Origin of the sequence: Phenylobacterium sp. (assembly GCF_035569475.1) — a bacterium.
In the GTDB taxonomy this organism is placed as follows: Bacteria; Pseudomonadota; Alphaproteobacteria; order Caulobacterales; family Caulobacteraceae; genus Phenylobacterium.
In genome coordinates, this window is sequence record NZ_DATMNA010000011.1 from 48,957 (window position 1) to 62,315 (window position 13,359).

Genomic DNA, 13,359 nt, shown 5'->3' on the forward strand with positions numbered 1-13,359 from the left:
GAGCATGACCGACGACCCCGAGCCCTGGTTTCCGCTGACGACCGAGCGGTTGTTGCTGCGCGAATTCCGCGAGGGCGATTTCGACGATGTCCACGCCTACGCGTCCCTGCCGGAGGTCTGCCGCTTCATGGAGTGGGGACCGAACACGCCCGAACTGTCCGTGGCGTTCATGGACCGGAAATGGGCCGAACAGGCGCAGTGGCCGCGCGAGGCGGTGAATCTCGCCATCGAACATCTGGCCGACGGCCGGGTGATCGGCTCGATCCGCCTTACCGTCAGCGACCCGGCCAACCAGACCGGCGAGTTCGGATACACCCTGCATAGCGGCTATTGGCGCCGCGGCTACGCCACGGAGGCGAGCCGCGCGGTGATCGAGGCGGGCTTCAGGACGCTTGGCCTCCGCCGCCTCTGGGCCGACTGCGATCCCGAAAATGTCGGATCCTGGGGTGTCATGGAAAAGCTCGGCATGCGCCGCGAAGCGCATCACCGCGGCAACAAGCTGATCAAGGGCGAGTGGCGCGACAGCTACGTCTACGCGATCCTGGCCGAAGAGTGGATTTCACCCGGGTAAAATTGACAGCATCCGGCTTCGGGCGTAGACGGCGGCCATGGACAAGCCGAACCGCCGCCAGGCCGTGCGGGACTACAAGGAGCGCAAGGTCGCCCTCGGGATCTTCGCCGTGCGCTGCGCGGCGACCGGCGAGGCGTGGGTGGGCGTCTCCCGCGACCTGGCTCAGCAGCAGAACCGAGTGTGGTTCGGCCTGAAGACCGGCGGCCACCCAAACCGGGCGCTGCAGGCGGCGTGGGCGCAGCACGGCGAGGCGGCGTTCAGCTTCGAGGTGCTGGAGGCCGCCCAGGCCGAAGACCTCGGCGAATACGAGCGCGCGAACATGCTGAAGGCGCGCGAAGCCCACTGGCGGGCCGAACTCGCGGCGGCGAAGATCTCCGGCTGAGGCTTGGCCTCAGGGCCCCGATGAAACCGGAACGGCCGGGGCGGTCTGGGCCACGGCGTCGGCGCCGCTCGCCGCAGTCTGGGCGGCCGCCTCGGTGGTCTGGGCGCGGCCGGCCGCAGCGGCCTGGGCGGCCCTGGCGAGGGTGAGCTGGCGGCCATAGGCGGCGTCGTCGACCTGCGCCTCGGCGACGCCCTGGTCGTGGGCCGCCTGCAGCTTCTCGGGCGATGGGCGGACGGTGCGCAGCATCGCCAGCGCGCCCGCCACCGCAACGACGGCCACCACGGCGGCGACCCACCAGTTCGCCGTCTTGCGCGCCGCCTCGGCCTTCGCCGGCGCGACGTCGGGATCGCGCTCCAAAGGATCGCGGGGGTCTGACATCGCGGAAGGAACGCGCCCGGCGACGCCCAGTTCCGGCTCAGCTTCGGCGCAGCACCAGGGTCGCCCAGGCGTCGCGGCGCAGCCGCCGCTCGAGCCGGAAGCCCTTCGAGGCGTAGGCCGCGAACACCCGCCGCTCCTGGGTGCGGAGCAGGCCGGACAGGATCGCCACGCCGCCGGGCTTCAGCGCGTGCTTGATGTCCTGCGACAGGGCGACCAGCGGCGGGGCCAGGATGTTGGCGAACACCAGGTCGTAGGGCGCCGGCGCCCGCACGCGCGCATCGTTCAGCCCGCTGGCGTGGACGAACCGGGCCCGGGCGCGGTTGAGCTTGGCGTTCTCGTTGGCGATGCGCACCGACGGCGCGTCGATGTCGGTGCCGAGGACGGTCTTGGATCCGGTCCGCGCCGCGGCGATCGCCAGCACGCCCGTGCCGCAGCCGACGTCGAGCACGCGCCGGAACCGCCGCCGCTTGAGGAGCTGGTCGAAGGCCGACAGGCAGCCCTCCGTCGTGCCGTGATGGCCGGTGCCGAAGGCCGCGCCCGCCTCGATCCGAAGGCCCACGGCGCTCGCCGGCACGAGGCCCTTGTCATGGGCGCCGTAGACGAAGAACCGGCCCGCCCGCACCGGCGGCAGGCCGGATAGCGCCATTGCCAGCCAGTCGGCGTCGGCCAGCTTTTCGGTGACCACGCGCAGCCCGGCGAAGCGCGCCAGCACCGTGGCCAGCCCGGCCTGCTCCTCGGGCGTGGTCGGGAAGGCGTCGATGCGCCAGACGTCGCGGTCCTCGTCCTCCTCCAGGATGGAATAGGTGAGGGTCTCGGTGGCGGGGTCGGCGTCGATGGCGAGCGCGGCGGCCTCGGCCTCGGCGCGCGGGCCCTTGGCGACAGTCTGGACGGCGTCGGCGGTCATCCGCCGCCTCTAGCGGGCGGCGGCGCGAAAGGCGAGGGGGATCAGCGACCGCCGGCCGGCGGATCCTCGCTGGCCTCGGCCACAGGCGGAATCTCGATCACCGTGGGATGGGCGCCGCCCATGGACGGGTAGTCGTGGCTTGGCGGCGGCGGCCCTTGATAGACCACCCGCGCCAGGACCGCCGGCGGCTCGGCGGGCGGCGCAGGTTCAGGCTCAGGCGCGGCTTCGCGCGGGGCGAAGACCGCCGCCTTCTCGTCCGGCGCGGTCATGGCCTTCTTCCAGTCCGTCCCCAGCACGTAGTCCGGCGGATTGCCGTGATAGGCGGCCAGCATCACGCTCGACTCGCCCGGATCGAACGGGCCGGTGGAGTGGCCGTCCCACGCCGTGAACATCTGCGGGCCGGCGGGGCGGCTGTCGTCGCGATCGAGATGGGGCTGCATCGCGCCGCCCAGCAGCACCCCGGCGGTGAGGGCGACGGCGGCGCCGGACAGGAAGACGGTGAGGTCGGTTCGCGTCATGATGGGTCTCCGGGCCCTTACAGCGCGCGGAGACCGCATTGGTTCAGGGCCAAGCTGGCGCCGGTCGAGGAGGCGAGGCGATGAGCAAACGAAAGCCGCCGGCCGAGGAACCGAAGGCGGCGACGGCCGCCGACGAACCGGCCATCCTGGCGCGCCTGGACTCCGGCCCCGGCTGGGGCATGCTCCTGGCGGCGGGCGGCCTGGCCGTGGTCGCGGGCGTGGGCGTGCTGGTGTTCCGCGGCTTCAGGCGGCGGGAGACTTAGGCGGTCAGGCCTTCGAGGTCTTCCGGCCCGTCTCCCACAACGTCGTCATGGCCGGGCTTGTCCCGGCCATCCATAGACACCGAACCCACCTGGATCGCGAGGGCGATCGCCCCGCCAACCACAGACTCAGGCGCGTATGGATGGCCGGGACAAGCCCGGCCATGACGGGTTTTTCAGAGAGAGGGTTCGGGAGGTTGCAGGTGGGACAACGGTCCATGTTCGCGGAGCAGGCCAGGAAACAGGTCGTCCCAGTTCGGGTTCTCCTGCTCGATCAAATTGATCTTCCACGCCCGCGGATACTTCTTCAGCGATTTCTCGCGTTGGATCGCTGGGATGATGCTCTCGAACATCTCGAACCAGACCAGGCGCTTGACGCCGTAGCGCGAGGTGAAGCCCGGGCGAAGGCTCTCACGGTGCTCCACAACGCGGTGGAGGAAGCGGCCCGACACGCCAATGTAGATCGTCCCATGGTGGCCGCTCGCCATCATGTAGACGGCCGTCGTCGAGTGGATCAGTTCCGGCAAGGGCTCACGCCTTGTCGACAAAGCTGTCGATGACCTTCTTCTCGCCGGCCTTCTCGAAGGCGACGGTGAGCTTGTTGCCCTCGACGGCGGTGACAGCGCCGTAGCCGAACTTCTGGTGGAAGACGCGGTCGCCGCGCTTGTGGTCGCTGGCCGCGCTCTCGGCGGAGGTGGCGACCAGGCGGCCCTCGCCCTCGATCACCTGCTGGCGGCCGGGGTGGCTGCCCTTGTAGCCGGCGGTCTGGGCGCGCCGCCAGCCGGGGCTGGAATAGCCGGCGCCGAAGGCCGGGGTCTCGTCCCAGCGGCTGCCGTGCTGCTGCATGCCGGGGCCGCCGCCGTAGTAGCCGGTCTCCGACGAGGCCTCGACGTTGGCCAGGGGCAGTTCGTCCACGAAACGCGAGGGGAGCTGGCTGGTCCAGCGGCCGTAGACCTGGCGGTTGGCGGCGAAGGAGATGCGCGCCTCCTCGCGGGCCCGGGTGATGCCGACATAGGCCAGGCGGCGTTCCTCCTCAAGGCCCTTCTCGCCCTTCTCGTCCATGCTGCGCTGGGAGGGGAAGACCCCTTCCTCCCAGCCGGGCAGGAAGACCAGCGGGAACTCCAGCCCCTTGGCGGAGTGCAGGGTCATGATCTGCACCGCGTCGGCCTGCGGGCCGCGGTCGAGGTCCATGACCAGAGAGACGTGCTCCAGATAGGCCTCGAGCGTCTCGAAATTGCCCATCGACTGGACCAGCTCCTTCAGGTTCTCCAGCCGGGTCTGGGCGGTGGGACTCTTGTCGAGGCGCAGCACGTCGGTATAGCCGCTCTCCTCCAGCACCGCCTCCATCAGGCGCGGGTGGGCGGTGCGTTCGGCCTCGGCCCGCCAGCGGTCGAGGTCGCGCAGGAAGCTTGCAAGCGAAGTCCGGGTGCGCGCCGCCAGCTCGTCGGTCAGCACAAGCTGCCGGGCGGCGACCACCGCCGGCACGCCGCCCAGGCGGGCCACCTGCAGCAGCTTCTGGACCGTCGTGTCGCCGATGCCGCGCTTGGGCACGTTGACGATGCGCTCGAAGGCCAGGTCGTCGTCGGGCGACTGGATCAGCCGCAGGTAGGCGTGGGCGTCGCGGATCTCCGCCCGCTCGAAGAAGCGCGGGCCGCCCACCACCGTGTAGGGGATCTGCAACAGGACGAACCGCTCTTCGAAGGCCCGCATCTGGAAGGAGGCGCGGACCAGGATGGCTAGGTCGCGGTAGCGGCGCGGGTTGCGATCGGTGGAGCCCTTGTGGGCCCGCTCGATCTCGTCGGCGATCAGCCGGCTCTCGGCCTCGCCGTCCCAGACGCCGCGCACCACGACCTTTTCGCCGCCTTCGGCTTCAGTCCACAGGGTCTTGCCCAGCCGGCTCTTGTTGGCGGCGATCAGGCCCGAGGCCGCCGCCAGGATGTGGCTGGTGGAGCGGTAGTTGCGCTCCAGCCGGATCACCTTGGCGCCCGGGAAGTCGCGCTCGAAGCGCAGGATGTTGTCCACCTCGGCGCCCCGCCAGCCGTAGATCGACTGGTCGTCGTCGCCCACGCAGCAGACGTTCTGCCGTTTCTGGCCCAGCAGGCGCAGCCACAGATACTGGGCGACGTTGGTGTCCTGGTACTCGTCGACCAGCAGGTAGCGGAACCGGTCGTGGAATTCGGCCAGCACGTCCGGCTGGGTCGTGAAGATCGTCAGGTTGTGCAGCAGGAGGTCGCCGAAGTCGCAGGCGTTCAGGACCTTCAGCCGCTCCTGGTACTGTCGATAGAGCGTCTGGCCCTTGCCGTTGGCGAACTGGCCGCTTTCGGCGGGCGGAACCTGGTCCGGGCGCCAGCCGCGGTTCTTCCAGTGGTCGATGAGGCCCGCCAGCATCTTGGCCGGCCAGCGCTTGGAGTCGACGTTCTCGGCCTCAAGCACCTGCTTCAGCAGCCGCTCGCCGTCGTCCTGGTCGATGATCGTGTAGTTGGACTTCAGCCCGACCAGCTCCGCGTGGCGGCGCAGGATCTGGGCGGCCACCGAGTGGAAGGTGCCCAGCCAGCGCAGCCCCTCGGCCTGCGGGCCGATGATGTGGGTGATCCGCTCGCGCATCTCGCGCGCGGCCTTGTTGGTGAAGGTGACCGCCAGGATCTCCCAGGGCCGCGCCTTGCCCGTCGCCAGGATGTGCGCCAGCCGCGTGGTCAGCACGCGGGTCTTGCCCGTGCCCGCGCCCGCCAGCACCAGCACCGGCCCCTCGGTCGCTTCCACGGCGGCCCGCTGTTCGGGATTCAGGCCGTCGAGATAGTCCGCCGGCCGCGCATCGGCGCGCGCCAGGTCGCTGACACGCGGGGCCGGTGGCTCGAAGGGAGAGTCGGGGGAAGACATCGGAACATATGTAGCACGCGCGCCCGCCGACTTAAGCCCGAAGAGCTTGCGCCTGATGCGCCGCGCCGCTCAGCGCGGGCGCGCCTGGCCGCGTCCTTGGGCGTAGGCCAGGGCCGCCAGACGGCAGGCCGAGGCGAGGGAACGGCCGGCGCGGGCGTCGTCGATGCGGCCGACCAGGGCGGCGAGACTCGCGCCTTCGGCCTGGGCCATGGCCTCCAGCACCGCCCAGAACTCCGGCTCCAGCGCGATCGAGGTGGCGTGGCCGGAGAGCTGGACGGAGCGCTTTCTTAAGGTCGCCATGGCAGGGATACATCGGCCGCTTCGGGGGCAGGCGCAAATCTCCCCGAGAAAGTTGACGGAGGCGTCATCTTTCCGCTTGCATTAAGTTGACGGGGGCGTCATCTTTGCGTCGTCAGCCTGAGTGAGGATATGCCCATGGCCATGGTCGACACCGCCGAGCGTCCCGTCTTCCGCGCCGCCGCGCCCAAGATGCAGTGGGGCCACGCCCTGCGCTCGCTGCGCCGCCTGCTGAACGACAAGGAAGACACCACCGCGGTGTTCGAGATCATGCGGGCGCTGAACGGCGTCTCGACGGCCAAGGGCTATCTGAAGCTGCTGGAGACCCGCGAGGGCGGCCGCATCGCCTATGAGCGGCGGGAGTTCGCCGAGCGGCTGATGGATGACGCCTGGCTCGACGCGATGCCGCAGGGCAGCGTCGGCGCCGCCTACCGCAGCTTCATCCGCGCCGAACAGCTTTCCGCCGACGGCCTGGCCGAGATCAGCCGCCAGGGCGCATCGCACGTGGACGAACAGCATCCCTACGCCTGGATGGGCCGGCGCACCCGCGACGTGCACGACATCTGGCACATCCTTTCCGGCTATCACCGCGACGGCCTGGGCGAGGCCTGCCTGGTGGCCTTTTCCTACGCCCAGACCAGGGGCCTCGGCTGGGCGCTGATCGGCCTGGGCGCGGCGTCGCGCGCCCGCAAGGCCAAGGCCTACCCCTATGTGAAGGCGATCTGGCAGGGCTATCGCCGCGGCAAGGCCGCCAAGTGGCTGTTGGGCGAGGACTACGAGGCGCTGATGGCCGAACCGCTGGAGGCCGCCCGCCGCCGCCTGGGCATCACCCCGCCCACGATCTACGACGCGATCCCCGTCGAGGCGCGGGATCAATCGCTGCCCAAGGCCGCGTAGCCCGCAACACCGCACGTTCCGACCATCGCCGGGGCGAGCGGAATCAGGAGTCCTAGTCCTCGCGCTTTTTCGCTTCCAGCTCGCGGCGGATGCGCTCGGCTTCCAACTGCGAGGCCAGCTTCGTCGGCTTGGCGAGGCCGAACAGGCCGCGGTTCTGCGCGGCCTTGGCCTTGGCGTCCGCCTTGGCGCGCGCCTTGCGCGCCTTGTTGAGATTGATCGGCTCGACCATCCACGAAACTTCCCACGGTCTGCCGGGTTTCCCAAGCCTCAACCGCTTAGGAGACGCAAGATGATTCAAGCTTCCCAGATCCGCGAACACATGGACGTGGTGGGCTCCGACGGCGGCCACGTCGGTCGGGTCGACAAGGTGATGGGCGACGAGATCGAACTGACCAAGCTCGACATCGCCGCGGGCCTCAAGCACCACATGATCCCCTTGAGCTGGGTGGAGATGGTCGACGACGACACTCTGCGCCTCAACATGACCAAGGACGCCGCCAAGGCCGCCTGGCGCACCAAGCACTGAAGGTTCGGCGCTAGCCGAAGCCATCGGGCCCATGCCACCTTAGCGGCGGCATGGGCGACGCCGTCGCCCGACCTGTGATCCGGAGTGGCGGTGAAGCCTTCGATCCTGCTCGCGGCCGCGTTGGCGGCGGCCGCCCTGGCCGTCCCTGCGCTGTCGGTTCGCGCGGCCAAGCCCGTGGTCTGCGCCCAGTGCGTGAAAGCCAACATGCAGCGCCTGGCCGGCGACGAGCTCCGTGGCCGCGGCTGCGGCACCGAGGACGAGCATGTCGCCGCCCGTTTCGTCGCCGAGACCCTGAAACGCTATGGTGTCGCGCCGGGCGCCGGGGTCGACAGCTATCTGCAGGCCGTCCAGCTCTCGACCCCGACCGCCGCCGCGACGCCGGCCCTCCGCTTCAGCGCCGGCGCCGCTCAGGTCGACCTGGCCCAGGGCCGCGACATGGTCGCGCTCGAGCCGCCGCCCGCCCTGGAGGCGCCGTTCGTGCGGCTGACCGACGCCCACGTCGCCCCGGAGGCGGTGGCGGGCAAGATCGTCGTCTACGACAGCTCGATCTATGACGCCCCCGGCGTCCAGGGCCTTCTGCGGGCCGGGGCCGCGGCGGTGCTGACGCCGGCCAGCGACGTGATCGAGGCCCACTGGACGGAGCTCGCGGGCCGGCCGCCGGGACGCACCCAGATCGCGGGCGTGGAACGGCGCGCTCCGCGGCGGACCGGCGTCACCATCTTCGCCAAGCCCGAGGCCCTCGCCGCCCTGCGCGGGCTGCCGGAGGGCCAGGCGCGGCTGGACGCGCCCCAGGGGCCGCCCCGCGAGCGGACCACCTATGCGGTGACCGGCGTCCTGCACGGCTGGGCGCCGGACGCCGACCGGCATGCGGTGCTGCTGAGCGCGCACTACGACCACCTGGGCGTCCGCGACGGCGTGATCTTCCACGGCGCCAACGACGACGCTTCGGGCACGGCGGCGGTGCTGGAATTCGCCCGCATCCTGGGCTCCGGCGCCAAGCATCGGCGGACCGTCTATTTCTCGCTGTTCGGTTGCGAGGAGGAGGGCGGGCTGGCGGCCCAGGCCTTCCTGGCCCATCCGCCCATGGAGATCGGCGACCTGGCGGCCAACCTCGAGTTCGAGATGATCGGCGTCGACGATCCGAAGCACCCGGGCTTCCTGATGCTGACCGGCTGGGAACGGTCGAACCTGGGGCCGACGCTGGCGGCGCACGGCGCGCGCATCGGGCCCGATCCCTATCCGGAGCAGAACTTCTTCTCCCGCTCGGACAACTACCAGCTCGCCCTGCGCGGCGTAGTCGCCCAGACCATCAGCGCCTGGCCGATCCCGCCGACCTACCACGCCGCCAGCGACGACCTGGCCCACGTCGACCTGAACCTGATGGACCAGGTGATCGGCTCGCTGGTCGCGCCCGTCGCCTGGCTGCTGGACTCCGACTTCCAGCCGGCCTGGACTCCCGGCCAGAAGCCCTGAGGCCTACTTCACCGCTGCGCAGAACCGCTGGATGCGCGAGCAGGCGTCTTCCAGCGCCGCGTTGGAGGTCGCGTAGCTGATCCGGAAGTGCGGCGAGAGGCCGAAGGCCGCCCCGAACACCACCGAAACGCCCTCGGTCTCCAGCAGTTCGACGGCGAAGTCCTCGTCGCTGGCGATCGTCTTGCCCGACGGGGCGGCCTTGCCGATCAGCTCGGCCACCGACGGATAGACGTAGAAGGCGCCTTCCGGCGTCGGGCAGCGGATGCCGCGCGCCTGGTTCAGCATCGAGACCACCAGGTCGCGGCGTTCCTCGAACAGCTTGGCGTTGGCGGGGATGAAGTCCTGCGGCCCGTTCAGCGCCTCGACCGCCGCCCACTGCGAGATCGACGAGGGGTTGGAGGTCGTCTGGCTCATCACCTTGGCCATCAGCTTGATCAGCGGCTCGGGACCGGCCGCATAGCCGATCCGCCAGCCGGTCATGGCGTAGGCCTTGGAGACCCCGTTCATGGTCAGGGTGCGCTCGTAGAGCGCGGGCTCCACCTGGGCGATGGTGGTGAACTGGAAGCCGCCGTAGACGAGGTGCTCGTACATGTCGTCGGTCAGGATCCAGACGTGCGGGTGGCGCAGCAGCACCTCGGCGAGCGCCTTCAGCTCGGCCCGGGTGTAGGCCGCCCCCGACGGGTTGGAGGGCGAGTTCAGCAGCAGCCAGCGCGTCTTGGGCGTGATCGCCGCCTCCAGCGCCTCGGCCGAGAGCTTGAAGCCGGTCTCGGCCCGGGTCGGCGCGGCCTTGGGCTGGCCGCCGGCCAGCATCACGATATCCCAGTAGCTGACCCAATAGGGCGTCGGGATCACCACCTCGTCGCCGGGGTTGAGCGTGGCGATCATGGCGTTCCAGATCACCGGCTTGCCGCCCGGCGAGACGTTCACCTGGGAGGGCTTGTAGGTCAGGCCGTTCTCGCGGGCGAACTTGCCGCAGATGGCTTCCTTCAGCTCCGGGATGCCGTCGACGGTGGTGTACTTGGTCTTGCCCTCGCGGATCGCCTTGATGGCCGCTTCCTTGATGTTGTCGGGCGTGTCGAAGTCCGGCTCGCCGGCGGCCAGCGAAATGATGTCGCGCCCGGCCGCCTTCAGCTCGCGCCCTTTCTGGTCGGCCGCCAGGGTGGCGGACGGCTTCACGCGCGACAGGGCGGTGGATTCAAGCGACATGGCGGGCAAGGCTCCCGGGGGTTCGAGATGACGGAACGGCCGTCGCTTTAACCTAAGCCGCCCGTCCGGTGAACCCGACTCACCCCACGATGTTGGAAGCGTCGATGTCGGTGAGGTTCCGGCCGAGGAGCTCGATGGCCCCCAGGTGTTCGGGGCCCCTGGGCGGGAGCACATCGCCAAAGATGACGACATCCGACCCCACCTGGATGGCCACCACGTGGTTGGGCGATGGCGCGCCGACCAGATTCAGCGCCGCGGCGAACGTCGGAGCCGCAATTTCCTGATAGTTGATCTGACTGGGCAAGAGACCGGTGACGCTGATCCGGTCTTCGTGGGACCAGTCCGACACTTGCGCGATTTGCCCATCAGCCGGGGCCGACGGCGCGCCCGAGTTGAGGAACGCGAAGGTGACGACAAAGACGTCGGCTCCGCTGCCGCCCGTCAGGAACATCTGCCCGTTATATCCTCCCTCCAGAGTGTCGTTGCCGGCTCCGCCGTCGAGGTGGACGCCAGCGCCTCCGCTCAGAAGGTCATCGCCGTCGCCGCCGGAGATCGAGTTGGCGCCCGTACCGCCGCCGATCGTATCGTTACCGGACCCGCCATCGACGGAGGAGCCGCTTCCGTTGAGCAACTGAATGTCGTCGTCGCCGTCCTCCCCAAAGATCGTCTTGCCGCCGCCGAGTTCAGCAAAAATGCTGTCGTCGCCGCTACCGCCGTGGATGGTTTCGGCAAGTGTTGAATCGCTCGAAATCGTGTCGTTGCCGGTCCCACCGTCCACGAAATTGCGGCCGTCGCTGATGACGATCCCGTCGTTTCCGTCGCCTCCGGAAAATGTGTCGCCAGAGGTCGCGTTAGGACCAATCAGCACGTCGTTGCCGGCGCCGCCGTCCAGCGAGCTTCCTCCAGCGCCAATGCCCTTCAGATAGTCATTGCCATCTTCGCCGAAGAGCTGGCCGTGGCCAGTCAGGCTGTCGTTGCCAAGGTTCCCATCGAGATATCCGGCGCCCGCATTGGCGCCGACGATCGTGTCGTCGCCCTGCCCGCCAAGCACGGTGTCCCGCAAGCCACCGCTTTGGAAGGAGTCGTCGCCCCTGTTCCCTTGCAGGAAGTCGTCGTGAGCGCCCGAGGTCGTTATGATCGTGTCATTGCCCTGGCCGCCGTAGATGGTGGCCTGACCGCCGGACTGCAGCGAGTCGTCGCCTTGATTTCCCTGAAGAAGCCCTCCGTGGGCGCCGAGGGCCATCGCGTCGTTGCCGCCTCCGCCAAATGCAGCGCTTGGTGGAATTTGATCGCCGAACTGCACTCCGTCGCGCTCGGGCGCGCCAACCCACAGCGCCGAATTGTCGGATTGGAACGAGAAGAACGAGCCCGTCGCGGAGACCGAAACATTGAATTCCGCACTGTGTGTCCCCACCGCGATCTCGATGTCACCGTTGCCGAGATAGGTGACGGTTGACTGGACCGCGGTCCCTGTCCCGAAGACAAGCCTGTCGTTCGGCGTGAAGGTCAGAGCCTGCAACGCCGTCATGGTTTCGAAGGTGAAGACCGTCATTTCGCCCCCGGCGCCGCGCGACGCGTCCACGGCGGGGAACGCGCGCAACTGTTGCGAGCACTTAGCCCTGCGTGATGACGCCTGCCAAGCGCCCGTCGACCTCAGATCAGGTTGTGGCTCGGGTCGAAGTCACTGAGCGAGCGGCCGACCAGGTCGATGACGCTGGTGGGCCCTCCGGAGCCGCCGGCGAAGATGATGACGTCGGATCCCACCTGCACGCCCACGAAGCTGAAGTGGTTCTGGGTTGTGAGGGTCGTCGCCCTGGCGACGGCGGTGGCGTAGTCCGGCGCCGTGGTCGAGATGAAATCGGACGGATTGGGGGTGTAGCCCTGGAAGCTCAGCTTGTCGTCGGTGCTGGACCAGTCGGTGATTTGGGGCACCGTGCCTGGCGTGGTCGTGCCTGCGACCAGGATGAACTTGTCCGAGCCGGCGCCGCCGGTGATCACGTCGGGCCCGCCGGAGCCGGTGATGGTGTCGTCTCCAGCGCCTGCGTTGATGACGTAATGGCTGGAATGCAGCGCGGAGATCAGATCATCGCCCGCGCCGCTGATGATCGTGCCCGTTCCTCCGCTGGCGGTGATGGTGTTGTTGCCCTCGCCCCCCTCCAGCAGCTGGCTTTGACCGCCCGAGTCAGAGAGCCTGTCGTTGCCATTGCCGCCCGTGAGCGTGTCCTGGGCCTGGCCGCCCTCGATCGTGTCGTTACCCTCTCCCCCGTCCATGCTCGCACCGCTCGCAGCGCCGATGACGTTGGAGCTCAGCACATCATCGCCGTTGCCGCCGAGAATCGTGTCGAAGCCGCCCGGCGTGCCCGTGCCTGTGAGCGTGTCATTGCCGTCTTCCCCCAAGAGCTGGCCGCTGCCGGTGATCTGGTCGTTGCCCAGGTTGCCGTCGAGGATCCCGCTTCCACCACGAATGACATCGTTGCCCTGGCCGCCCAGGATCGTGTCGTGCGTTCCGCCTTGCAGGAAGTCGTCGCCCTTGTTGCCTTGCAGGAAGTCGTCGTGGCCATTCGCGGTGAGGAAGTCGTCGCCCTGGCCGCCATAGAGGGTCGCGGAGCCGCCGAGCGCGGTGATCTGGTCATTCCCTTGGTTTCCCTGCGCGACGCCGCCACCCGCGCCCAACGTGAAGCTATCGTCGCCGCCGCCGCCGAACAGCGCCGCGGAATTGCTGTCTTGTTGAAGGTTCCTGAGGTTGGCGTTGGAGTCACCGACGTAGAGGTGGCTGCCGTCCGAGAAGTTGAAGTAGCCCGACTGGGAAGCCACCGCCAGCGAGCCCGAAAACTCGACGCTCAGGGCTCCGACCGATACCGTGATGTCGCCGTTCCCATCGTAGGTGACCGTGGCTTGAATGGCCGTGCCGTGGGTGAAAGAAAGCGTATCGCTGGAGCTAAACGCGAGGGCCTGCGACGGCGTCAGGTTCTCGAAGATAAAGGCCGCCATCGGTCCCCCCGGACGCTAAGCGATGCGTTCGCCGGCGGGAACGCATCGCAACTCTTGCGCGAGCTTAGCCGTGCGCCGC

16 protein-coding genes are annotated in these 13,359 nt (G+C 69.0%); 6 read left to right on the forward strand and 10 right to left on the reverse strand.

Going from position 1 to position 13,359, the window contains the following annotated elements; translation table 11 throughout:
• Positions 1 to 4 precede the first annotated feature (4 nt).
• Positions 5 to 571 (forward strand): GNAT family N-acetyltransferase, encoded by a 567-nt coding sequence (locus VNW53_RS01410; RefSeq protein WP_325553106.1) that lies wholly within the window; start codon positions 5 to 7, stop codon positions 569 to 571.
• A 37-nt stretch (positions 572 to 608) separates the two neighbouring features.
• Positions 609 to 953 (forward strand): GIY-YIG nuclease family protein, encoded by a 345-nt coding sequence (locus VNW53_RS01415; protein WP_325553108.1) that lies wholly within the window; start codon positions 609 to 611, stop codon positions 951 to 953.
• A gap of 9 nt (positions 954 to 962) precedes the next feature.
• On the opposite strand, the gene VNW53_RS01420 is transcribed toward VNW53_RS01415, so the two are convergent.
• The 3 genes from VNW53_RS01420 to VNW53_RS01430 are packed head-to-tail and all read right to left on the reverse strand — an operon-like array spanning position 963 to position 2,753.
• Positions 963 to 1,331: a hypothetical protein gene (locus VNW53_RS01420; RefSeq protein WP_325553111.1), complete on the reverse strand. Its 369-nt coding sequence runs from the start codon at positions 1,329 to 1,331 to the stop codon at positions 963 to 965.
• A gap of 37 nt (positions 1,332 to 1,368) precedes the next feature.
• Positions 1,369 to 2,235: a 50S ribosomal protein L11 methyltransferase gene (locus VNW53_RS01425; RefSeq protein ID WP_325553113.1), complete on the reverse strand. Its 867-nt coding sequence runs from the start codon at positions 2,233 to 2,235 to the stop codon at positions 1,369 to 1,371.
• Positions 2,236 to 2,276: 41 nt separating this feature from the next.
• Positions 2,277 to 2,753, reverse strand: a complete 477-nt coding sequence (locus VNW53_RS01430) for a hypothetical protein (protein WP_325553114.1) — start codon at positions 2,751 to 2,753, stop codon at positions 2,277 to 2,279.
• An 80-nt stretch (positions 2,754 to 2,833) separates the two neighbouring features.
• Between VNW53_RS01430 and VNW53_RS01435 the strand changes: the two genes are divergently transcribed.
• Complete coding sequence (locus VNW53_RS01435; protein WP_325553116.1) at positions 2,834 to 3,016, forward strand: hypothetical protein; 183 nt, start codon at positions 2,834 to 2,836, stop codon at positions 3,014 to 3,016.
• Between the two features lie 173 nt (positions 3,017 to 3,189).
• Here the strand turns inward: VNW53_RS01435 and VNW53_RS01440 are convergent, their stop codons facing one another.
• The 3 genes from VNW53_RS01440 to VNW53_RS01450 form a co-directional block, all read right to left on the reverse strand.
• Positions 3,190 to 3,540, reverse strand: a complete 351-nt coding sequence (locus VNW53_RS01440) for a GIY-YIG nuclease family protein (RefSeq protein WP_325553117.1) — start codon at positions 3,538 to 3,540, stop codon at positions 3,190 to 3,192.
• A 4-nt stretch (positions 3,541 to 3,544) separates the two neighbouring features.
• The gene (locus VNW53_RS01445) at positions 3,545 to 5,890 is read right to left on the reverse strand and encodes an ATP-dependent helicase (RefSeq protein WP_325553119.1); all 2,346 of its coding nucleotides are present in this window, start codon (positions 5,888 to 5,890) and stop codon (positions 3,545 to 3,547) included.
• 69 nt (positions 5,891 to 5,959) lie between these two features.
• Entirely contained in the window at positions 5,960 to 6,190 is a 231-nt protein-coding gene (locus tag VNW53_RS01450; RefSeq protein WP_325553121.1) for a ribbon-helix-helix domain-containing protein, read from the reverse strand.
• 135 nt (positions 6,191 to 6,325) lie between these two features.
• Between VNW53_RS01450 and VNW53_RS01455 the strand changes: the two genes are divergently transcribed.
• On the forward strand, positions 6,326 to 7,084 hold the full coding sequence (locus tag VNW53_RS01455; protein ID WP_325553123.1) for a Coq4 family protein: 759 nt from the start codon (positions 6,326 to 6,328) through the stop codon (positions 7,082 to 7,084).
• A 52-nt stretch (positions 7,085 to 7,136) separates the two neighbouring features.
• On the opposite strand, the gene VNW53_RS01460 is transcribed toward VNW53_RS01455, so the two are convergent.
• A complete protein-coding gene (locus VNW53_RS01460; protein WP_325553124.1) occupies positions 7,137 to 7,313 on the reverse strand; it encodes a DUF4169 family protein in 177 nt (58 codons plus the stop codon).
• 60 nt (positions 7,314 to 7,373) lie between these two features.
• Between VNW53_RS01460 and VNW53_RS01465 the strand changes: the two genes are divergently transcribed.
• Positions 7,374 to 7,610: a DUF2171 domain-containing protein gene (locus VNW53_RS01465; RefSeq protein ID WP_325553127.1), complete on the forward strand. Its 237-nt coding sequence runs from the start codon at positions 7,374 to 7,376 to the stop codon at positions 7,608 to 7,610.
• A gap of 90 nt (positions 7,611 to 7,700) precedes the next feature.
• Positions 7,701 to 9,083, forward strand: a complete 1,383-nt coding sequence (locus VNW53_RS01470) for a M28 family metallopeptidase (protein ID WP_325553128.1) — start codon at positions 7,701 to 7,703, stop codon at positions 9,081 to 9,083.
• A gap of 3 nt (positions 9,084 to 9,086) precedes the next feature.
• Here VNW53_RS01470 and VNW53_RS01475 read toward each other — a convergent pair whose 3' ends face one another.
• From VNW53_RS01475 to VNW53_RS01485, 3 genes are all read right to left on the reverse strand, one after another.
• Complete coding sequence (locus VNW53_RS01475; protein ID WP_325553129.1) at positions 9,087 to 10,289, reverse strand: pyridoxal phosphate-dependent aminotransferase; 1,203 nt, start codon at positions 10,287 to 10,289, stop codon at positions 9,087 to 9,089.
• Between the two features lie 79 nt (positions 10,290 to 10,368).
• Positions 10,369 to 11,841, reverse strand: a complete 1,473-nt coding sequence (locus VNW53_RS01480) for a calcium-binding protein (RefSeq protein ID WP_325553131.1) — start codon at positions 11,839 to 11,841, stop codon at positions 10,369 to 10,371.
• A gap of 101 nt (positions 11,842 to 11,942) precedes the next feature.
• Complete coding sequence (locus VNW53_RS01485; RefSeq protein WP_325553132.1) at positions 11,943 to 13,280, reverse strand: calcium-binding protein; 1,338 nt, start codon at positions 13,278 to 13,280, stop codon at positions 11,943 to 11,945.
• Positions 13,281 to 13,359 lie beyond the last annotated feature (79 nt).